Source organism: Gemmatimonadaceae bacterium, assembly GCA_036496605.1.
Classification (GTDB): Bacteria; Gemmatimonadota; Gemmatimonadetes; order Gemmatimonadales; family Gemmatimonadaceae; genus AG2.
In genome coordinates, this window is record DASXKV010000050.1 from 141,228 (window position 1) to 161,684 (window position 20,457).

The 20,457-nt window shown below is 64.1% G+C and carries 23 protein-coding genes; 13 read left to right on the forward strand and 10 right to left on the reverse strand.

The window, feature by feature from the left end:
- Positions 1-16: 16 nt before the first annotated feature.
- The 5 genes from VGH98_19225 (at position 17) to VGH98_19245 (ending at position 4,327) form a co-directional block, all read left to right on the forward strand.
- Positions 17-490: a hypothetical protein gene (locus VGH98_19225; GenBank protein ID HEY2378116.1), complete on the forward strand. Its 474-nt coding sequence runs from the start codon at positions 17-19 to the stop codon at positions 488-490.
- A gap of 103 nt (positions 491-593) precedes the next feature.
- Complete coding sequence (locus tag VGH98_19230) at positions 594-1,685, forward strand: alpha/beta hydrolase-fold protein (protein HEY2378117.1); 1,092 nt, start codon at positions 594-596, stop codon at positions 1,683-1,685.
- The gene (locus VGH98_19235) at positions 1,682-2,068 is read left to right on the forward strand and encodes an OsmC family protein (GenBank protein HEY2378118.1); all 387 of its coding nucleotides are present in this window, start codon (positions 1,682-1,684) and stop codon (positions 2,066-2,068) included. Before VGH98_19230 ends, VGH98_19235 begins: the two co-directional genes overlap by 4 nt.
- A gap of 156 nt (positions 2,069-2,224) precedes the next feature.
- On the forward strand, positions 2,225-2,716 hold the full coding sequence (locus tag VGH98_19240) for a hypothetical protein (GenBank protein ID HEY2378119.1): 492 nt from the start codon (positions 2,225-2,227) through the stop codon (positions 2,714-2,716).
- Positions 2,717-2,779: 63 nt separating this feature from the next.
- On the forward strand, positions 2,780-4,327 hold the full coding sequence (locus VGH98_19245; protein HEY2378120.1) for a M20/M25/M40 family metallo-hydrolase: 1,548 nt from the start codon (positions 2,780-2,782) through the stop codon (positions 4,325-4,327).
- Here VGH98_19245 and VGH98_19250 read toward each other — a convergent pair.
- A complete protein-coding gene (locus VGH98_19250) occupies positions 4,317-5,291 on the reverse strand; it encodes an arginase family protein (protein ID HEY2378121.1) in 975 nt (324 codons plus the stop codon). The two genes, VGH98_19245 and VGH98_19250, sit on opposite strands and share 11 nt — an antisense overlap.
- Positions 5,292-5,405: 114 nt before the next feature.
- On the opposite strand from VGH98_19250, the gene VGH98_19255 reads away from it, so the two are divergent.
- The 4 genes from VGH98_19255 to VGH98_19270 all read left to right on the forward strand — a co-directional run bounded on the left by VGH98_19255 (position 5,406) and on the right by VGH98_19270 (position 6,903).
- Positions 5,406-5,714: a metalloregulator ArsR/SmtB family transcription factor gene (locus tag VGH98_19255; GenBank protein ID HEY2378122.1), complete on the forward strand. Its 309-nt coding sequence runs from the start codon at positions 5,406-5,408 to the stop codon at positions 5,712-5,714.
- 22 nt (positions 5,715-5,736) lie between these two features.
- A complete protein-coding gene (locus VGH98_19260; GenBank protein ID HEY2378123.1) occupies positions 5,737-6,216 on the forward strand; it encodes an SRPBCC family protein in 480 nt (159 codons plus the stop codon).
- A 144-nt stretch (positions 6,217-6,360) separates the two neighbouring features.
- Positions 6,361-6,690: a YbjQ family protein gene (locus VGH98_19265; GenBank protein ID HEY2378124.1), complete on the forward strand. Its 330-nt coding sequence runs from the start codon at positions 6,361-6,363 to the stop codon at positions 6,688-6,690.
- Between the two features lie 9 nt (positions 6,691-6,699).
- A complete protein-coding gene (locus VGH98_19270; protein HEY2378125.1) occupies positions 6,700-6,903 on the forward strand; it encodes a hypothetical protein in 204 nt (67 codons plus the stop codon).
- A 29-nt stretch (positions 6,904-6,932) separates the two neighbouring features.
- Here VGH98_19270 and VGH98_19275 read toward each other — a convergent pair whose 3' ends face one another.
- Positions 6,933-7,742 (reverse strand): N-acyl homoserine lactonase family protein, encoded by an 810-nt coding sequence (locus VGH98_19275; GenBank protein ID HEY2378126.1) that lies wholly within the window; start codon positions 7,740-7,742, stop codon positions 6,933-6,935.
- A 99-nt stretch (positions 7,743-7,841) separates the two neighbouring features.
- The gene (locus VGH98_19280) at positions 7,842-8,732 is read right to left on the reverse strand and encodes a hypothetical protein (protein HEY2378127.1); all 891 of its coding nucleotides are present in this window, start codon (positions 8,730-8,732) and stop codon (positions 7,842-7,844) included.
- 119 nt (positions 8,733-8,851) lie between these two features.
- Between VGH98_19280 and VGH98_19285 the strand changes: the two genes are divergently transcribed.
- Positions 8,852-9,424: a hypothetical protein gene (locus tag VGH98_19285; protein HEY2378128.1), complete on the forward strand. Its 573-nt coding sequence runs from the start codon at positions 8,852-8,854 to the stop codon at positions 9,422-9,424.
- Between the two features lie 53 nt (positions 9,425-9,477).
- Here the strand turns inward: VGH98_19285 and VGH98_19290 are convergent, their stop codons facing one another.
- From VGH98_19290 to VGH98_19315, 6 genes are all read right to left on the reverse strand, one after another.
- The gene (locus VGH98_19290; GenBank protein ID HEY2378129.1) at positions 9,478-10,437 is read right to left on the reverse strand and encodes a hypothetical protein; all 960 of its coding nucleotides are present in this window, start codon (positions 10,435-10,437) and stop codon (positions 9,478-9,480) included.
- A 163-nt stretch (positions 10,438-10,600) separates the two neighbouring features.
- Positions 10,601-11,128 carry a hypothetical protein gene (locus VGH98_19295; protein ID HEY2378130.1) on the reverse strand — a complete coding sequence of 176 codons (528 nt, stop codon included), beginning with the start codon at positions 11,126-11,128 and terminating at the stop codon, positions 10,601-10,603.
- Positions 11,129-11,188: 60 nt separating this feature from the next.
- A complete protein-coding gene (locus tag VGH98_19300; GenBank protein ID HEY2378131.1) occupies positions 11,189-11,716 on the reverse strand; it encodes a hypothetical protein in 528 nt (175 codons plus the stop codon).
- A gap of 95 nt (positions 11,717-11,811) precedes the next feature.
- Complete coding sequence (locus VGH98_19305; protein ID HEY2378132.1) at positions 11,812-12,738, reverse strand: carbon-nitrogen hydrolase family protein; 927 nt, start codon at positions 12,736-12,738, stop codon at positions 11,812-11,814.
- Positions 12,739-12,762: 24 nt separating this feature from the next.
- Entirely contained in the window at positions 12,763-12,990 is a 228-nt protein-coding gene (locus VGH98_19310; GenBank protein ID HEY2378133.1) for a hypothetical protein, read from the reverse strand.
- Positions 12,991-13,253: 263 nt separating this feature from the next.
- Complete coding sequence (locus VGH98_19315; protein ID HEY2378134.1) at positions 13,254-14,456, reverse strand: beta-propeller fold lactonase family protein; 1,203 nt, start codon at positions 14,454-14,456, stop codon at positions 13,254-13,256.
- A gap of 117 nt (positions 14,457-14,573) precedes the next feature.
- Here VGH98_19315 and VGH98_19320 point away from each other — a divergent pair, with 117 nt between their 5' ends.
- Positions 14,574-17,870, forward strand: a complete 3,297-nt coding sequence (locus VGH98_19320; GenBank protein ID HEY2378135.1) for a hypothetical protein — start codon at positions 14,574-14,576, stop codon at positions 17,868-17,870.
- Positions 17,871-17,917: 47 nt separating this feature from the next.
- Here VGH98_19320 and VGH98_19325 read toward each other — a convergent pair whose 3' ends face one another.
- Complete coding sequence (locus VGH98_19325) at positions 17,918-18,427, reverse strand: hypothetical protein (GenBank protein ID HEY2378136.1); 510 nt, start codon at positions 18,425-18,427, stop codon at positions 17,918-17,920.
- A gap of 175 nt (positions 18,428-18,602) precedes the next feature.
- Here VGH98_19325 and VGH98_19330 point away from each other — a divergent pair, with 175 nt between their 5' ends.
- Together VGH98_19330 and VGH98_19335 are read left to right on the forward strand one after the other, a co-directional pair.
- Positions 18,603-19,028: a hypothetical protein gene (locus VGH98_19330; protein HEY2378137.1), complete on the forward strand. Its 426-nt coding sequence runs from the start codon at positions 18,603-18,605 to the stop codon at positions 19,026-19,028.
- A gap of 547 nt (positions 19,029-19,575) precedes the next feature.
- Complete coding sequence (locus tag VGH98_19335; protein HEY2378138.1) at positions 19,576-20,421, forward strand: class I SAM-dependent methyltransferase; 846 nt, start codon at positions 19,576-19,578, stop codon at positions 20,419-20,421.
- The last annotated feature ends 36 nt before the right edge of the window (positions 20,422-20,457 follow it).

A 20,457-nucleotide genomic window follows, 5' to 3' on the forward strand; every position in this document is an offset into this window, starting at 1 on the left:
GGATCCGGTCGACCGCGTGATGAGGTCGCACCACGCTGGCCTAACGGTTCCACTCGTCGTCGGGTTCGTCACGTGCGCCGCGTTGCTCGTGTTGCGTCACCTGATTGGCGAGGATGCCGAAGGCAAGGTCCTGCTGATTGCGATTGTGGCAGCCGCTCTGCACGGCGGAATCGCCAGAATCGCGGTGTGGAGCTGGCGGCGCCTCTGGAGGGACGCGCCCCGAGAAGGCGACCGCTGGAATTGGGTCGTGTATGATTTCGGCGTGAAGCGCTTCGGTGGAATGATGGCGATCCTCATGCCTCCGCTGAACGCGCTGACCGTCGGCTGGAGCGACAGCTCGCAGGGACGCGATGTCGCGACGATCATGGTCGTGCTCATGCTGTGGGTCGGCTTCTTTCTCTGGCTGTCGCTCGGGCTCTGGGGAGGCTACTGGTGGGGACGCGTGATGGCGCGCGCGTGGGGACTCACGCCGCCGGGATCGTCCACTTAAGTCTCGCCGTGTTATCCCGGGCCGCCTCGCGAAGGATGGATTCGCATTTCAGTGCCACCCAATGGGCGACCAGCTCGAACATACCTCTGGAGGTAAATCACCGATGCGCGGACTCATGACGACGACGGCCCTCATCGCCCTCGGCGTCGCAAGATCGCCGGCGATGCCGCAGCGTCCGACTCCGCCAGCCCGCGATCCACGCGCACCAGGATTCGTCGCCGCCACCGAGCTTCCCGACGGCACCGTGCCTTCGCCCACCGCCGACGGAAACTTCATCATCGGGCCGACGCACGCACCCGCGCCCGAGATGGCCGTCCGTAGCGACGTGCCACACGGCGCCGTCTACACGTTCACGATGCGGTCCGCCGACAGCCGGATCTATCCCGGCATCGCGCGCGACTCGGGGACATTCGGCGTTCCCGATCCCGCCGACTCGGCGAAGCTCATCGTGAAGACGAGCCATCCCGCGCCCTACACGCGTCGCGTCGCCGTCTACGTACCCGCGCAATACGTCCGCGGCTCCGTTGCGCCGTTCATCGTCGGTGCCGACGGACCCGACTCCCTTCTCTTCGTCGCCCTCGACAACCTCATCGCCGCGAAGCGGGTCCCAGTCATGATCGCCATCTCGATCGGGAACGGCGGCGGGGACGCGCAAGGGAGCGAGCGTGGACTCGAGTATGATACGATGTCTGGACGCTACGCCGAGTTCGTCGAGACGGAGGTGCTGCCACTCGTCGAGCGGCAGTACGGCGTGACGCTCACGAAGGACCCTAACGAGCGAGCGACCACGGGAAACAGCTCGGGTGGCGCCGCGGCGCTCAGCATGGCGTGGTATCGCACCGATCTCTATCATCGCGTGCTCGCCTATTCGCTCACCGCGGTGAACCAGCAGTGGCCGCCGAATCCCGAGACGCCGCACGGAGCCTGGGGGTATCACGAGCAACTGATCCCGAACAGCCCGGCGAATCCGATCCGTATCTGGATGATGGTCGGCGATAAGGATTTGCTCAATCCGAACCCGATGCGCGACGGGATGCACGACTGGGTGCTCGCGAACGAGCGCCTGGCTGCAACACTCGCCGCCAAAGAGTATCATTATCAATTCGTCTTCGCGCGCAACGCGCTGCACGTCGACCGCGGGGTGCGGCAGCAGACGTTGCCCGAAGCGCTCGAATGGCTATGGCGTAATCAATGACAACTCCCTCATCGACTCTCCGCGAGTACGACGTCGCCGCCGGATCGACGGCCGTGTTTGGCCGCGTCCTGTGTAGCGTGCGGGACCATCACTATGTCATCGATGGGCCGGTGCAGAATGGTTGCCCCGGCGAGGAGGTCACACCCGTCGAGGCGTTCCTCTCCGCCGTCGCGGCGTGCGGTGTCGAGCTCATTCACGTCATCGCCAAGACGGAGAGCAGGCCGCTCGACCGCGTTTCCGTGAAGGTCCATGGTTGGTCGGACCGCGCCAAGCAGACGCGGACCGACGTCAGCACACTGAACGGCGTCACGCTCGACTTCAAGCTCTGGGGCACCGACGACGCGAATGCGGCGGTCCTCATCGAATCGTTCAAGCGGCGGTGACCGTTGTACGGTACGGTCGCGGTCGCGACCGCAGACGTTCAGGTCCGATACGCGCTCGGCGACTAGCGACGGGCCCCGGCACAACGCGGCCTGATGCGCAATCAAGGACTGCTCTAACGATTCGCAATGCGTTACCTAGACGCTAAACCTTAGCCCATGACACGACATCTCCTGATCTTCGCCATCGCAGCCGCGGCCGGCAGCTGCGCAAGCGGCTCGAATGGCGCGGCGTCCCGGGCCGCGTGCGCGCTCGAATCTGGCGACTCCGTATACCTCGTGCGCGGACCGGTCTATCGTGATTGTGCGGTCGACGAGCGCGCGGCAGTTATTGACCGTTCCGGACATCCGAACTTCAGTCCCTCTTCACCGCCCCCTGGAGGCCGTGCGTGTTATACGGCTGAAGTCGAGTTCGTGGTGGATACCCAGGGGATACCGGAGATGGAGACGGTGAAGCTAGTCCGCACGAATAACCCGGATTACGCCCAGGCAGCGGTGCCGGTAGTTGCTGGGTGGCGCTACAAGCCAGCGATCCTTCACGGAGTTCCGGTTCGACAGATCGTACACGAGAGTGAAACCATGGCCGTCGCGGTCGTTGCGGCGCCGGCTGGGGAAACCCCGCGGCCGCCGACGCGCGCACCGCTGTGCTAACTTCGCAACCATCGATGGGTTCAGCGCCATCACGCGGGATCCTGCCTCTACAGAGGGATGCTCATGAGCGACGTGAATGAATCGGCTGACGACATCAAGCGGCGAGACTTCGTTCAGGGCGCGGTGACGGCAGCAGCGGCGCTGGTCGTCGGCTGGAGACCGTCGCTGAGCATACCGCGCCGCCCGCCAGACGACGTGATCGCGCAGATCGCGCTCCAGCATGACAAAACTCTAAAGATCCTCCAGGACTGGATCGCGCTGCCCTCGATCGCCGCCGAGAATCGGGGCTATCCGCAAGGCGCCGAGTACATGGCGCAGCTCGCGCGCGACGCGGGGTTCACGCACGTCGAAGTCGTGCCGACGACCGGGAAGCCCGGCGTGTTCGCGACCCTCGATGCCGGCGCGCGGACGTCGCTCGCGATCTATTTCATGTACGACGTCAAGCAGTTCGATCCCGCGGAATGGTCGTCCCCTCCACTCGAGGGGCGACTGGTCGACAAACCAGGACTCGGCAAAGTGATCGTCGGACGCGGCGCGACGAACACGAAAGGGCCGCAGACCGCGTTTCTCGCCGCGCTGCACGCGTTCAAGGCCGCGGGCAAGAAGCCGGCGGTGAATATCGTCCTCGTCTGCGAAGGCGAGGAGGAGATCGGTTCACCGAATTTCTCGCAGATCGTCTTCAAACCCGAAGTCGAAGCCGCGCTCCACAAGTGCCTCGGCATCATCATTCCGTTCGGGAGCCAGGACCTCGACGGCTCCGTCCAGATCAACCTCGGCGCCAAAGGCGTCGTCGAGTTGGAGCTGGTGTCGAGTGGCGAGAAGTGGGGACGCGGCCCGAGGCACGACGTGCACTCGAGCCGCGAGGCGCAGCTCGACAGTCCGACGTGGCATCTCGTTCAGGCTCTCAACACACTCGTCGCCGCCGACGGCCACACACCGGCCGTGGAAGGATTCTTCGACAAGGTGCGGCCACTCACGGCGACGGAGAAACGCGTCCTGGAGGACGCGATCCCGAAGCGCAACGAGGCGGCAGCGAAGAAGTCGTTGGGCGTCGAGCACTGGTACAAGGACGAGTCCTGGCACGATTCGCTCGTTAGGCTCGTGTCGCAGCCCACGATCAACATCGAGGGGCTCGTCGGTGGTTACACGGGCCCCGGCGGGAAGACGATTCTTCCTCACCGCGCCGTCGCGAAGATCGACATGCGGCTCGTGCCCGACATGACCGCCAAGGGTACGCTCGAGTTGCTGAAGCAACACCTCGCCAAGCACGGCTTCGGCGACATCGACGTGAACATGAGCGGCGGCTACGATCCGACAGAGACACCGGCTGATTCAAAGTTGGTGAGTGCAATGACAGCAGCATTCCGCAAATCGGGCGTCGAGCCGGTTCTGTGGCCGCGTCTCGCCGGCTCCTGGCCGGGCGTGACGTTCACCGGCGCACCGCTCAAGCTACCGGCCGGACAGTTCGGCATGGGTCACGGCGATGGCGCGCACGCGCCTGACGAGTACTGGGTTATCGAGTCGTCAAATCCGAAGGTCGCGGGGATGGACGGCGCCGTCAAATCGTATGTCGAGTTCTTCCAAGCGTGTTCTGAAGGGGCTAGGGCCTAGCCTGTCTCTTCATCACTCCTCGCACTGCCCCTTCGATCATCCGATTCACCGCCGCGAGCGACAAGCCGCCAGAATCAGTGGCGGGGATCGTCGCGAAGCCGATCGCGGACGCCTTCGGATAGCGCGCGAAGATCTGCTCGAAGAGCCGCGCGAGCTGCTCGCTCGATGGACCGTTAGGCACCTTGTTCACGTGACCCATCACCTCGCGGGGATCGAGCACGTCCATGTCGATGTGAACGTAGATCTTGTCGACCGCTCGGCTGAGGCGGTCGAGCTGCGCGAAAACCGCCGGTGTCATGTTGCGCAAATCATCGACGCTCAGTTGCGCGATAACTGACTTGTCGAGTAGCTCCTGCTCGAGCGGATCGGTGAGGCGGACGCCGCCCATGACGACATCGCGATCCGCGAGTGGCGGATCGAGCTTCGCCTCGACGCGCATGCGTTGGAGCGCGCGGCCCGTCGCGACGGCCACCGGCATGCCGCCGAGATTCCCGCTGCGCGTCGTCTCGGGCGTGTTGAAGTCGGGGTGCGCGTCGAGCCAGAGCATGCCGACTCTGATCGGATCGCGTGTTGGGCCGGAGTGCTGGAGTCCGCCGACGAGCCCGGGCATCGATGGACAGGTCGCCTCGAGTCCAACGGTGAACCAGCCCTGGCGCTCGTTCTCCGCGACGATGTCTGCGAAATGTCCGAGCGCCATGCTGAGCCGCTTCCAGCCGCCATACTCGGTGTCCTCCTGTGCCGTGAGCTTCACCTCAAACAGTCTCACGGTGGCACCGGCCGCGGCGAGGCGCGGCTGGATGCCGCCGTCGGCCATCGTCGTCGGCCCGACAGATGTTCCGTTAGGCAGATAGGGCTGCTTCACGAGCGCAACCCGGAGGTGCCCGCTCGGATCGGTATAGCGCTGCGCGCCAGCGGAGTGCACCGAAAGGATCAGTGCGGCGAGGACGATAGCGGCGGTCCGCATCGAGTTTGAGATCATAGGACGGGATGTTGCTGCTCTCGACCGCCGAGCGCAAATCCAACTTGTTTCTTGTAATATGCCTTGACAGCAATATTGCTAATGAGGCATATTATGGACGTGAGCACCGTCCTCTTCGAAGTCCTCGCCGAGCCAAATCGCCGGCAGCTGCTCGACCTTCTGCGAGAGCAGGAGCGCACCGTCGGCGAGCTCGTCGACGCGCTCGACATCGGGCAGCCCGCCGTGTCGAAGCACCTGCGCGTGCTACGCGACGCGGGACTCGTCGAAGCACGCATCGATGCTCAGCGTCGCGTCTACAGCTTGCGGGCCGAGCCGCTCGCCGAAGTCGACGCGTGGCTCGCACCCTACCGGAAGTTCTGGCGCGGCCGGCTCACCGCACTCCAACGCCACCTGGCCAGTGACCGCTGACCCTTCACCCGAGAGTACAAACATGACCACGATGACCGTTCCCATGAGCGACCAGATCGAGGAGCAGGTTCTGCTCGATACGCCGCGTGCCCGCGTGTGGCGCGCTCTGACGAATGCCGACGAGTTGGGCGCCTGGTTCGGCGTCAACATCGCAGGCGCGACAATCGCCCCCGGGGCGCACGTTGTCGGACACATAACGATTCCGGGCTATGAGCACGTCGTGTTCGACATCGCGATCGAGGAGATGGTCGCCGAGCGGCGCTTTGCGTGGCGCTGGCACCCGAACGCGATCGACCCGAAGGTCGATTACTCGGCAGAGCCCCGAACACTCGTGACGTTCACGCTCGAGGACGCGCCTAACGGAGGAACGCTACTTCGGGTCGTCGAATCGGGCTTCGAGGCATTGTCGGCCGCGCGGCGCGGTCCGGCATTCACCGGCAACAGCAAGGGTTGGCAGGGACAGCTGCAGAAGCGCTTGCCAGCGTATCTCGCGTCGGCCTAACGAGCTGACCACGAGGTTCGATTGATGGACAGAGCGGGCGGCAATCCAGCCGCCCGCTCTGCGTCCAGCATCCTCCGGCCCTCCCGGGAGCGCCCGCCGTGTGCCACATTGTGAGCGAATCACTCACACCAATCCATCAGGCACATGCTCGTAACGACGACAGAACGCGCGGAAGGCTATCAGGTCAAACGAGTCCTTGGTCAGGTATTCGGCGTGGTCGTGCGCAGCCGCAGCCTGGTCGGCAACGTCATGGCTGGCTTCCGAGCCCTCGCTGGCGGCGAAATCACCGAATACACGCGGCTCGTCGAGGACACGCGTCGTCACGCCATCGATCGCATGATCGAGAATGCGCGGCTGATGGGCGCGAATGCCGTGGTCATGATGCGCTTCGATTCTTCCGAGATGGGTCAGACGATGTCGGAAGTCGTTGCGTATGGCACTGCAGTGGTGTTGGATCCGCCACCCGCCGACTGAGCGTGGACGATGTCTCTCCTGCTTGCAGTTCCCGCGGCGGTGGTGTGCATCGCGCTCTACGTCATTTACGACAAGCGCTATCACGGGAAGACTTCTGCGTCCGGGCTTCGGGCGACGAAGGAAGTGTTTCGTGACCCGACCACCGGCAAGCTGATGCGCGTGTACGAAGACCCGCGCACCGGTGCTCGCGAGTACGTGAACGAGGACGAGTGACGAGCAGTCGAGTCGCGCGGATTAGATGGTCACTTTGCCGACGCGGGGAACGCCGGCAGCTTCCCGATATCGCGGGCGTCGTGCTGAATGATCACCGTGGCGTGCAGGTTTTTCGCGATCTGCTTGAAGCGATCGAGTGACGCGAGCGTCGCGGCGCGATCGGTGTTGAAGCTTGGCACGCCGTTCGAGTCGTAGTTCTCGTGAAAGTGCGCGAGGTCGCCGGTGATGAGCACCGGGCCCATGTCCTTGAGCCTAACGAGCAGGCTGTGGTGACCGGGCGTGTGGCCGGGCGTGTTGAGGATGACGACGGTGCCGTCGCCGAAGACGTCCTTGTCTCCCGACAGTGGCTCGACCCTCCCGCCGCCAGTGATCCAGTTGGCGAATGGCGCCGGATTCGCCGCAGCGGCGGACTTCCCGTCCGTGAGAACATCCCAATCGCCTTTGCCGATGAGCAGCGTGGCGTGCGGGAACGCGCTGACCTGACCTGTATGATCCCCGTGGTAATGACTAATGGCGACGTACTTGACCTGATCGGGTGTGACTTTCAGCTGGCCGAGCAGGTCGACGAGGCTCGTCTTGGGAGCAGTCGGGGTGTTGCCGACAGGATTTCCCGTGTCCCACACCATGTAATCGTCGCCATGCCTGACGAGGTAGCAGCTGAAGGTGAGTTGCACCTTGAGGCCGCTGAACGCATACGTGTCGGACATCCGGCCGCCGACGTCGGTGGGGGCGGTGTTGTTGCCGCAGTCGAGACGCGCGAGGGTCACGGCCGGTGTAGTCTGCGCCCGCGCGGCGCCGGCAAGCACCGTCAATGATACCATCGTCAACACTCGCTTCATCGGTCGGCCTTGAGGGATGGAGAGGCCACGAACATGCTACCGTGGGCCGCTCACTCGCAACCAGGTTGCGTGCCCGGCGACGAACCATCCTCGGCGAGTTTATTGTCTCTTGAAGCTCACCGTGCCGATCTGAATGGAACCGCCGTTCGGCAAGGACGTGGCAATCGCTTCCGGGCGATCCGGGGTGCCAAGCTTCATGTAGATCGAATCCCCGTGCACGGCGTACACGCCGGAATTCATGGGATCGGCGCGCCGCGCGCCAGCAAAATCGAATCGCGACGGGTCGTTGCCTGGCACTTTGAGCTCGTCGTAATGGCGATAAACGCGACCGTCGGCCGAGAGCAGGTAATACAGCAGTGCATTCGTGTAGTAGCCGTACGCGGGACCGCGCTGCAGGTCGGTCATGTACTTGCGCGCGAATCCCATGTAGAGCCCCGCGATCGCGCGGCCCACGCCGGGAGGCGGCGCGTCGTACACCGGCTCGGGCGTACCGGCGACCACGCGCAAACTTGACGCGAAGGTGTTGAGTGGTTGCAAAACTCGCTGCCAGCTCACCGCGCTGATCGCCTGCGCGTCGACGATCGCGATCGCATTGTTCTCGCCCACGATCACCATCCGCATTCGCTCGCGCGCAAGGCCGACGACGACTTCGTTGAACCGCACGCGCAGCGCCATGCGCGCGCCGGGAATCGCAACCGCGTCGATCCTGGCGCCCGGCGCGACATTGGACTCCACGTAGCGGGGATCGATGAACTCGCGAAAGAGCGTGCGCGAAAACGCCTGCTGGATATTTCCGGTGAATGCGCGGAAGGGGTAGACCTGAAGCGATGCGTTCACTTCGCGCGAGGAGAAATCCGCGGGCGGGTAGATGGCGCTTCGATAGAAGTTGGGTGGGTCCTCGAACTTGAGCTCGGGGACCGTCTGCGCGCCGCCGCGAGCCGCGACGAGCGCGATGGGCATGAGCAGCATCCAGCGTGGAAAGCGCATCATGGCAGCCTCCCCTTCCCCGGTTGCGGAAAAACTCACGTCGTCCCATCGTAACCGTGAATCGCCTTGAACGAGTTGTCAAGAAAGCCCCGCCTCACGCTTCACGCGAGTCGTCATCCTTCATGGAAACCGTTCAGCCCAATTCCGTAGCCATTTCCGACGAATCCGAAGCGGGGGCCGTCGCTCGCGGCTTCGCCTTCCTCGGCGCGCTCGTGGTTCTCATCATCGGCGCGATTTTCTCGTTAGGCGCCGTCCTTCTCGCCCCGGCCGGGATGGCGATCGGGGCGTACGTATGGCGACGCCGCGGCCGGAGGCTGCCGGTGATGGGTCACTGGGTCGCCGCGGCGTGCGCATCCACACTGGTGCTCCTCGCCTACGCGGGCGTCGCGGCCAGCCTCATTCCGAAGGGAAGCTGGGAACATGCCAGACAAGCCGCGGACTCGGCGCAGAAGGTCTCGGCAAAGCAGGCGACGCCCGCGTGGCTCGAGCGGATTGCACCAGGGACGGCAAGGCGCGCCGCGGAGGCGCCGACGTCGGAGCGCGCACAGACGTTCGGGATCGCCGCCGGCGCCGCTCTCGCGACGATGTTCTTCGTCGGCTTCTTCGGCACCGTCGGCTGGCTGGGGGGCATGTTGCTCGGCTTCGCATTCTTTGGACGTTGGCCCGGTGGCAAGACGGCCGTCCTCGCCGGATGATCGCACGGACCGCGTGTCGAGGTTGATCGGCCATCGAAGCCGGAGCCTCAGCGTTAGCTCTCCGCAGCGCGGCGCATCGTGCACACGCGGTCCGTTCCGATCCCGCTCGCGAAGAGCCGCTCCTTGCTGTCGCTGAGCAATCGCTGCGTCCAATCGACGCAACCTCCGTCGACGAGTTGAATTGGCTCGGCTCCTTCACTTTCACTGACGATCCAGAAGCAAAGCGTACGATAGTAGGCGCGCCCCGCCGTTCGATCATGATCGACGACCGCCGTGACGCCTGGAAGCGCGCGGCGCAGGCGGTCCAACAATCGCTCGATCGCGGAATTCAATGTCGTCGCCGAGTCCAGCGGAGTGACGGACAGTTGCAGTGGAATGGAGTCGCCCAGATGGGCACGAATCGCGGAGAGATAGAACTTGACGTGCAGCCCCAGCGCCTCCGTGTCGAACTGAAAGCTGCCGCGATCCCGGCCCGCGCTGCACAATGAGAAAACCCTAAAGTGCTGCGAGAGCCGTGGATCGCTGTAGCGTCTGGTGCGGAGGAGACGGTGGCTTGCGGCAAGGTGAACAGGCTCGCCAGAGCGCGGGTCGGCGCGCCTGAGCTCACGCCGCCGGCGCGCCGCTTCGAGCGAGAGCACGTTGGTCGAATCGGAGACGACGTCCGTGTTGCGGATCGTCGACAGCGCCCAGTCCTGTCCCAGACCAGCCATCGCCGACGACGCGCCCAACGGACAAACAGGCGAGAGCTCGAGCGCCTCGAACTCGGAGGGCAGCAGCGAAAGCGCCAGACGCTCCCATTCGAGATACGCCGCGGGCCGAATCGTCGACGGCCGGACGAAGCGATTGGTGTCGAAGTCGGCGAGCAGGCTCGGCGTCGTCCGGTGCATAACGATGCGGCGATAAACGTCCAGTAGCAGGGACTGTAAATCGGATGGATCGAGGCGCTCGGCGAGCAGCGAAGCAATTCCGGGGAGGCCGAGCTCGCGCTCGATGCGGTTGGTGATGGAGGTCATGGGCACGTCCGTGAAATTGCTCGGTGCATCGTCGTCGCCAGCGCGTTCACCGCCATCGCCTGCGCGAGACACGCCCGCAGCGTCTGGCGCGCGTCAGAACGCCCGCCGGCGCGGACGTTGAGCTGCGGTTCGTCCTGTCGAAATAGACGCCTAACGTGGACCGTTAGCGGACGTCGCGCGTGCCGCGCGTGTCCGGCAGATATGGCGTCTGCGGGCAGAAGCGGTCGAGGAGCGCCTGGGCCTTCTGCGTCGTCACGAGCGACACCTCCTGCCCCGTGTCGAGCACGAGCGGATCGTCCTTCGCCGCCTCGAGCAGCGCGGCGCGGAGGCGCGGCACGTCCTGCTTCCAGTGGACGAGCAGCTTCTCGCGCATCATCGCCGATTCGTTCGCGCGATAGCGGCGTAGCAGACCATCGATGATCGCCTGCACACCGGCGTTCGAGATCACGAACGTATCCTTCGACTCGAAGAGATCCCTGAGCATCACGCCGACCTGTTCGGCGACGTCGTGCCGTTCGTTCGACTTCGGCAGCGGTCTCTCGGTATCGAGCATGGGTGGTTGCGGAGGCGGGATCATCCTGGGTGCGCTGTTCTCGGTGGTCGTGGAGAAAATCGAGCGCACGAAACCCTCGAGCTCGTCGCGAAGGCTCGGCTCGCTCGATGCAGATTGGACGTTGTCGTCTTTGGCCATGAGTACTCCTGATCGCGGCCAATCTATTCGTCGCGCATGGCCCCCGCGAGCAGCGCCCCGCTACTGGCTTCGATGACGATGCTCCACCGCCTGCTCCTCTCCGGATCGCCGTCGCGCGACGTTTGCGTCGAAGGTAGCGCGCTGGTCCGCCGCGAGTAACTGGCGCACTTCGCCGTACTCCCGGTCCTGCAGGTCGTGGCCATACTGGACGAGCGTGTCGAGCCGGGCCAGGTTCGGCGGCTCACTCTGCGCATGAGCGTCGTCGAACACTTGCTTGGCCGCGTTCACGTATCCGCGGAAGTTCTCCTTGTATGTCTTCTCAATTCGTTTGATCGAATCATTGGCCGCTTTCTCGACCCTGACGTCCTTGAGCACCTCCTTGGTCGACGCCATGTCCTCGAAGCGCTGCGTCCACCGCTTTGATGCGTCGTCCTCATGGCGGGCGGCTTGATCGCCGTTCTCACCACGGCCGTGGCGTCCTCCGCCACCCATTCCGCCGCCGCGACCCTGCGCCTCGGCCGCCACTGAAGTGACCGCAATGAGCAGAATGCCTGCCCCGAGTCGAATCACGTTGCGTTTTAAAGTCATTGTCTGCTGCATCCGCTGCTCAAGTAGTCGGTAATACAGACGAGAAGCGCCCCGCGTTGGCCGCATTGACGATCCGTAACGAGAACGCCCTCCTCTCAGCGACGACGTCCCCGGACCACGTCCAGGTGCAGCAGATCAGGGCGTGAGTAGTGCCCCGCAACATCGAGTGCCATGCGCTCGCCGGAGAGCCGAGCAAGATCGAGGTCGGCCGTGATGGTGCGCGGCTCGTCGTACACGGGCTCGACGATGTAGCGCCCATCCGGCCCGATCACGCCACTTCCGCCGCGCATCACCCACTGATCGGGACGCCTAACGATCTCGGGGTGCGGCTCGAGCTCGGGCGGCAGCGCCGACGCCCGCGAGAGCGATCCAGCGACGAGCACGTAGCAACGCCCCTCGAACGCGTACGCGCGGCTGGCGAGCTGCAGCTGTTCGTGCGCCGTCGGCCACAAGGCCACATGAACGTCCTCGCCGCTCTCATGCATCGCCTGGCGCGCCAGTGGCATCCAATGCTCCCAGCAGACGAGCGCTCCGACCCGGCCGTTAGGCGTGTCGACTGCCTGGAGGCCGTCGGCATCCCCCTGGCCCCACACCAGGCGCTCGGAGTAGGTCGGCATGAGCTTCCGATGATGGTTGAGCAGCCGGCCATCCGGGCCGAACGTCAACGCCGCGTTGTAAAGCGTGCCATGGCCAGGTCCCGCGTCGACTCGTTCGATGACGCCGACGACCAACGTTACGCCCGCATCGCGAGCGATCGCGCCTAACGCATCAGCCCCGTCGCCCGGAACGGCGACGGCGTTGGCCGCCATCCGGGCGTGGACTGCCTTGACCGGCGGATGATCCCACAGCGCCACGTCGCGGCAGACGTCGAGCCAAACCGGGTAGCCCGGCAGCCACGTCTCCGGAAAGACCACGAGCTGCGCCCCCTCGCGGGCCGCCGCCAACGTGCGGTCGCGCGTGCGAGCGAGACCGTCCGCGAGAATTGGCACTGGCTCGTCCTGGACGATGGCGATGCGGACCATGCGATTGCTAACCCACGTGCCTCGTTAGGTGACCTTCCGATATCGAAGGACCGCGCCGATGATAGCGAGCGCCAATCCCACAACTACGAACCCGCCGTTTCCTGTCCGAAAGGTAAGGTCGACGACGATCGGCGGGCGACGAATTATCTGATTGATGACGGCGAGCACAATCAGGGCGACTCCCGAAGCCAACGATATCGGTGGCGCCGAGAGTATCGCACGTGCGGGAACGGCATCGACGAATCGAGCCATGCGCACCCTCGTTGCCGTCCAAAGCACGACGAACAGAATCGGAGCCAGGATCGAGCACACGATGACGCTTCTCAGAAAGCCGCCCGGCCGTGGCCCGGCGGTTTCACTTGGCCACGCAACGCGGCCTATCTGTGAGAGGACGAGATGGTGGTACCGGAAGATCTCGAGATACAGACCGAACCAACTCAAAATCGCAATCGCGCCGAGCGCATTGGCAAACCTTCGCAGCGTGCTAGGAGGGAGGCTGGTCAACGACGAAGGGCTCACCGTGAGAGAGGCGCGCGCCCGAGGTCGATCATCTCCAGTGAGCGTGACGCAAAGTTCGTCACGAACAGCGTGCGTCCGTCGGCCGTTAGGCGGAGCTCGCGCGGGAAAGCGCCCGCGGGGATCGTTCCGACGACCGATGGCGCGCCCGCGCGCAACTTCCCCGCATCGACGACGGTGAGCGGCTGACGATCGTTCGCGCCCCCGCTGAATCGATTCGAGCTCGTGACGACGACGCGCGCGCCGCTGTCGATCACCGCGACGCCAACGGGAGCAACGCCAACCTCGGCGCGGCCGACGAGCGCGTGCCCGCCGTCAGTGACGAGGCGCTGCGTGTCGAACACCTCGAGCGCGTTGTCGTCACGCGCGCTGACGTATGCGACGTCGCCGCGCGGCGAGAGCACGAGCCGCACGGGGTTGCAGCCGGCGGCGACCCGCGACACGGCCGCGTGCGAGGGATCTTTGAGTATTTGCGAAACGTCGAAGATGATGATTGCGCCTTGCGGATGATTCGCGGCGTTGCGTCGCGCGTTCGGGTTCTCGGGGCGGCAGGTGGTCGGCCAGCCCCACGCCGGGAGCGCCACCTCGCTCGTCGTGTACAGATAGCGGCCGTCGGGGGAGAGCGTCACGGCGATCGGCGCGATGCCGACATCGAGCTTCGCGACGCCGCCACGCGTGTTGAATCCACCGGCGCGCACCTGCTCCAGATCGACGACGAGAATCGCCGCACCACTTTCGGCCGCCGCGAACAGATATCGGTCGTCGGCGCTGACGTTGACGTAGATGTATCCCACCGGCGACCCGTTGCCGATGTAGCCGAGCACGGGATCGGCGTCGCCGGATTCGAGGCGAGCCGCGTCGAGAAACGCGAGGTAGTCGCCACTGGCGACGATGAGCAGCTTTCCATCGTGGGTGAGCACGGCGCCGGTAGGATTGCCCTTGAGCGAAAACGTACGAGCAACCGACAACGCGCCGCCGGAGCGCCGCACGACCGAGACCTGTCCACCATTCGCATTACCGCCGGACGTGATCGTCACGAAGACCCAGCAACCGTCCGCTGAGATGACGGGCTCGAATGGCCGGCCGGGCATATCGAGTTGGACGAGCGGGTCTTTTGCTGGCGCGTTGCAGGCGTCCTGCGCTCGCGCAGCCGGGGCGGCGGCGAGGAGGAGTGCCACGCTGGCGACGAAGAGGTCACGCATCGTATGACCTTGTCGAGAAGTTCGTCGTTTGTGAAGCCCTTCGCCGCCGACCGTTTGTGGTGCATCGGCATGCGAGGTAAGTTCTCCCCGCCCTCCAACGACTCACCGGTGCCGACGATGCGCACACTCCTGATCGCCGCCTGCGTCCTGCTCTCCGCTGGCCTCGCTCCCACGCGTTCCATAGCTCAGCAGAAGCCCAAGCAGGAGCTGAAGGAAGTGAAGCCACCAGAGATTGATACGGCGGTTTATCAAACACTCAAGTACCGGTACATTGGTCCCGAGGGAAATCGCGTCACCTCCGTTGCCGGCGCGGCGGGCGATCCGAACACCTACTACGCTGGCGCGGCGTCGGGCGGGCTATGGAAGTCCACCGATGGCGGGATTCACTGGGACCCGATCTTCGACAAGGAGCCGGTGTCTTCCGTCGGCTCGATTGCGGTGGCGCCGAGCGATCCGAACGTCATCTACGCGGGCACGGGCGAGCCATTCACGCGGAGCCACATCTCCGCGGGCTGGGGCATGTTCCGCTCGACAGACGCGGGCAAGACCTGGTCGCGCGCGGGATTGGAGAACACCGGACGCATTGCGCGCATCGTCGTGAACCCGACGAACCCCGATCTCGTGTACGCTGCCTCGTTAGGGTTCGCGTACGGCCCACAACCAGAACGCGGGATCTATCGGTCGAGCGACGGCGGCAAGAACTGGGATCGCGTCTTGTTCGTCAACGACTCGACTGGTGCGTGCGATGTTGTCATGGATCCAACCAATGCGCGCATCCTGTACGCGGGGTTCTGGCAGATCGAGATCCACACGTGGGGGCGCTTCAGCGGCGGTGCCGGGAGCGGGATCTGGAAGTCAACCGATGGTGGGACGACGTGGAAGAGGCTCGCCGGCGGTCTGCCTAACAAGACAGTCGGCAAGATCGGACTCGGCATCAGTAAGGCAATGCCGAACCGGATCTACGCCGAGGTCGAGACGGGCGACGGCGTGCCGACGCCAGAGGGCAAGCCGACGGACAGCGGCCGCCTCTTCCGCTCCGACGACGCCGGCGATACCTGGCAGCTGGTAAATAGCGATCGGCAGATGGCAGGGCGCACCCACTACTACAATCGCATGGGTGTCTCGCCCGATAACCCTAACGAGGCGTACTTCCTCGCCTCGAACTGGTCGAAGACGCTCGACGGCGGCACGACGATCATCGATCCCCCCTTCACCGAGTATCCGGGCGGCGATCACCACGACATCTGGATCGATCCGACGAACGGCAATCGCATGATCGTGAGCCACGACGGTGGTGTTTCGATTTCAGTCAACCGTGGCAAGTCGTGGAATATGGAGCAGCTGCCGCTCGCGCAGATGTATCACGTGGAAATCGACAACAAGGTCCCCTACAACGTGTACGGCAACCGGCAGGACGGTCCCTCGGCGATGGTGACGAGCAACGCGCGCGCCGGCGACGGCTTTGGCGGTGTCGCCTTCCCGACGATCACGCGTGGTCACATGCTCACCGTGGGCGGCGGCGAGAGTGGTTGGGCGTGGCCGGACACGGTCGACGGCAATCTGATCTGGTCGAGCGCATCGGGCTCGGGCTCGATGGGCGGCATCGTCACTCGTTATGATCGGCGGACGCATCTCGTGCAGACCGTCGAGGTCTGGCCGCTCTCGACGATCGGCTGGCCGGCGGACAGCCTCAAGTACCGCTTCGTGTGGACCGCGCCGGTGACGCTCTCGTCACACGATCACAATGTGCTCTACATCGGCAGCCAGCACGTGCACATGACGAAGGACGGCGGGAATCACTGGGCCGAGATCTCGCCGGACCTGACGCGGAACGACAAATCCAGGCAGAAGATCTCCGGTGGTCTGACGCCGGACAATATTGGTGTCGAGTACGCGGGAGTTGTCTTTGCGATTGGAGAGTCGCCGATTGACGCAAAGGTCCTCTGGGCGGGCACGAACGACGGCTTCGTCCACGTGACGCGCGACGGCGGCACGACTTGGACAAACGTTACAAGCAACATTCCGAACTTGCTCAACTGGGGCACGATCGCGAACATCGAGCCGTCGCGGTACGACGTCGCCACCGCGTATCTCACCGTCGACGGGCACCAGGTCAATAACCGCGAGACGTGGGTCTACAAGACGAACGACTTCGGGAAGACATGGAAGCTGATCACGAATGGTGTCCCGAAGTCGCCGCTGTCGTACGCGCACGTCGTGCGCGAGGACCCCGTTAGGCGCGGCTTGCTATATCTCGGAACGGAGAACGGGCTGTACGTGTCGTTCAACGACGGTGCGAGCTGGCAATCGCTGCAGAACAATCTGCCGCACGCGCCGGTGTACTGGATCGTGATCCAGCCGCAGTTCAACGATCTCGTCGTGGCGACGTACGGGCGTGGCTTCTGGATCATGGACGACATCACGCCGCTCAAGACGTTGAGCGCGACGGTGACATCGAAGGATGCTCATCTCTTCGCGCCGCGCGTCGCGTATCGCCTGCACGACACCGAGCAGCCGATGTCGGTAAGCTACGATCCATCGGCTGGATTCAGCCCGCCGGCGGGCACGCCGATCAATTTCTATCTCAAGACGGCGAGCGACAGCAGTGTGCGCGACAGCGCGGGCACGAAGCTCGTGACCAAAGACTCGATCGCCATCACGATCGCCGACGCGAGCGGTGGCGTCGTCCGCACGATGAAGGCGCCGAAGAACGCCGGCATCGGTCGGGTGTGGTGGAACTTCCGTGGCGATCTGACGAAGCAGGCGAAGCTCCGGACAAGTCCCGAGTACGCCGAGTGGTACAAGGTCCCGCTCGAGGGGCGCAATGCGCCGACAGTGGGTAGGATTGGCGTGCTCGAGCCGCCAGGAACCTACACGGTGCGGATTGCGGGGACGAACGAGTCACAGCAACTCGTGTTGAAGCGCGATCCCAATCAGCTTGACGCGTCAGACGCGGGGTTGGGCGAGAATGTGGCGCTGCAGAGGCAGATTGCGTCGGATCTCGATGCGTCGGTGGCGATGATCAATTCGTTGGAGAATGTGCGCGGGCAGCTCGCTGCGCTCAAAGCGACGGTGTCGAGCGATTCAACACGAAGGGAGGTCGCGGCGGCGGCTGATTCGTTGGATCAGAAGCTACGGGGAGTGGAGCGGAAGCTCTTTCAAACTCGATCAACGAGTCGGGGTCAGGACGATCTGCGCTGGCCGCAGCGATTGAGTGAACAGTTGCAGTATTTGTCGGGGGAGATCGAGGGGTCGGACTACGGCCCGACCGAGAGCCAGAGGCAGGTGGCGACGTTGTTGAATGCGCAGGTGAAGGCGGTGCGGTCGGAGTTTGACAGGGTGACGACGGGCGATGTGACGGCGTTCAATCAGATGTTGCAGCAAAGGAAGGTGCCTAACGTCATCACGAATTGAGAGCGCGTCGAACGTGGCCGGCAGCTGACGAGAACAGTCGAATGACATTACTGAAGCGGTAACATCCCGACGCAGTCCGGGGAGAGGTCGCGTAGCGTCACGGATACCAGGAACTTCGCTTCATCGGACTGCGCCTCCTCAAACTCCACTGTCTCACCGAGCCGGCGCGAGAGTGACGCGAGCTCGCCGAGGTCGATGAAGGCCATCGACGCGACCTGCAGCGTGACGCCGCCGAGATCGCGCAGTTCGACTTCACTCAACACGCGGCCAATGTCTATGATGTGCGCCCCCGCGGCCGTGGTCTCGAAAAGCTGCTCGACGATCTCAGGCGGCGGGTCATCGGCGGGCAAGCCGCGACGGACCAGTTCTTCCTTGAGCTCGAAACCCGCGGTCAACATTCCGCATAACCGGGGGAGCAGGCGCTGGCCATACGCCGTTGGATGAAAGCTTCCGACCAGGTGGCATCGCTCGCCACGCTGCGGAGCGCTTTCGCCGTTCTCCTGCTCGAAATCCGTCTCGCCGATCAATTGCTTTCGGTGCCAGAGTGTGTAGGTCATACGGGCAAGAATAGACGTTCCAGGGCCGAACGTCGTATCCGAATCACGCGAGCCGGTTCATTTTGTTTCAGAACCAGGGAAGTGTCAGCATCGGCACCCTCGGCCCACATATAGAGCGGCCACGAAGCGCTCATGCCTCTTACAACTTCTTTCGCGACAAGAAATCTTCTCATCAATGACAGCGCCACGAGCGGCCGTCCAGACGGCAAGAACGATCCGTATTATCCACGCCGCAATGGTCACCGGCATGGTGCTCTTCGCTCTGGTCGGTCACTTCGTGATGAGGCCTTCGGTGGCGGCGGATTTGGTAGACTTCCCGGCCGCACTGCTCCGCGCGCTCATCGGCGTGTCGCTCGGTGCGTGCTGCCTATCGCTGCTCCTCCGGAGGCGCGTCCGCCGGCGAGCAGCCGATGAGTCGGCGGACTCGTTCTGGATGACGGCCGCTGGACCGGCACTGGTTACCTGGGCATTTCTCGACGCAGCGAGCCTGCTCGGGATCTTGCTCTATGCCCTCACGGGTTCACCGTCGGGCCTGGGCGTCACGGCAGTTGCCGTCGTGCTGTTCGTTATACTGAATCCGGCCCATCTCGAGAGACGCTAGTGCGTGCTGTAACGTCGCCGCGCACGGAGCATCGCAATGTTGACCGCTGATCACAGGGCGCGCCTGCGTCGGTCGCTAGACTCTTTTATCGAGGAGGACACGCCGCGAGCGCGCAAGCTTCGTCGCGTCGCGAAGCAACTCGCCATTCTCCCGATCACGGACGACTCGGATCGTCATTTCGGAATCAGGCTGTCTGACGGAAAAGTCGTTTCGTTCAACGGCAACGAACCCTTCGATCTCCAAGTCGTCGTTCTTCCAAACGCGCAGCTTGCGGTACTGGGACGCGCATGGACAGAGTTTCCAGAGCTGGCGCTATTGGTCCCAGCCCGACCCGCCGACGCGATTGATTGTCCGGCGTGTGGGGGTTCCGGATTGATCCGACACGGGGATTCTCCTGCCGGATTTTCTTGCTATTGCGGTGGACTCGGTTGGCTGTTTTCCGACGGCTGGCTAGCGCGGACGTGAAGCACCGATGGGGCTTATTCCTCGTCGCGGCCCGCATACGTCGTCGCGACGCTCGTCAGCGTCTTGACGTACAACGCGACCCGTGAAAGCTGAGCGCCCCAGCCGCACCGCTCATTTCGTCGCCCTCGGCCGCGCCATCGCCGATGTTGGCATCTCGCACGTCGCGGATTTTCACGACCCAACGGCGCGCGTTTTTCTCAACGAGAAGGGAAAGCAGAATCTCGCCAAGATCGAGCGCGCGACTCGAGTCGGACAGCGCAGTATGCGACTCGAAATGGCGCGTGGCATGGCCGACATCATGGCCCTTCGCACAGCGGCGATCGACAAGGCGGTCCGCGACGCGATTGCCGGTGGCGCGAAGCAGGTCGTCATACTCGGAGCCGGTTATGACGGCCGCGCATGGCGAATGCCCGAGATGGCCGGCATGAAAGTCTTCGAGGTCGATCATCCGGCCACGCAAGGCGAAAAGCGCGCGCACCTCGCCGAGCTGCCGCCAGCCATCGGAATGGTCAGCTTCGTCTCAATCGATTTTGAACGGGAATCGCTCGACGCCGTCCTCGAGCGCGCCGGACACGATCGCTCGCTGCCAACGTGCTGGATCTGGGAAGGAGTCGTTATGTACCTAACGCGAGACGCAATGCGTGCGACGCTCGCCAATATCGCCGGCAGGAGCGCGTCCGGCGGCTCGGCCCTGATCGTGAACTATCACACGGCTCATCGCCGGCTCATCACGCGGCTGATGTTCTGGTTGATGGGAGAACCGCAAATCAGCGCCTGGTCGCGCGAGGAGATGGCCGCGGACCTTCGATCCGTCGGTTTTAGCGTCGGCGACGATTCCGGCATGGCCGACTGGAACAAACAATTCGCTCGGGGCGACGCGAAGGTCGAGCGCGCGCTCTACATGCGAATCGCGGTCGCTCACACCTGACGCCGGACATTTTGTCGTGCACCGATCCCGACGCGT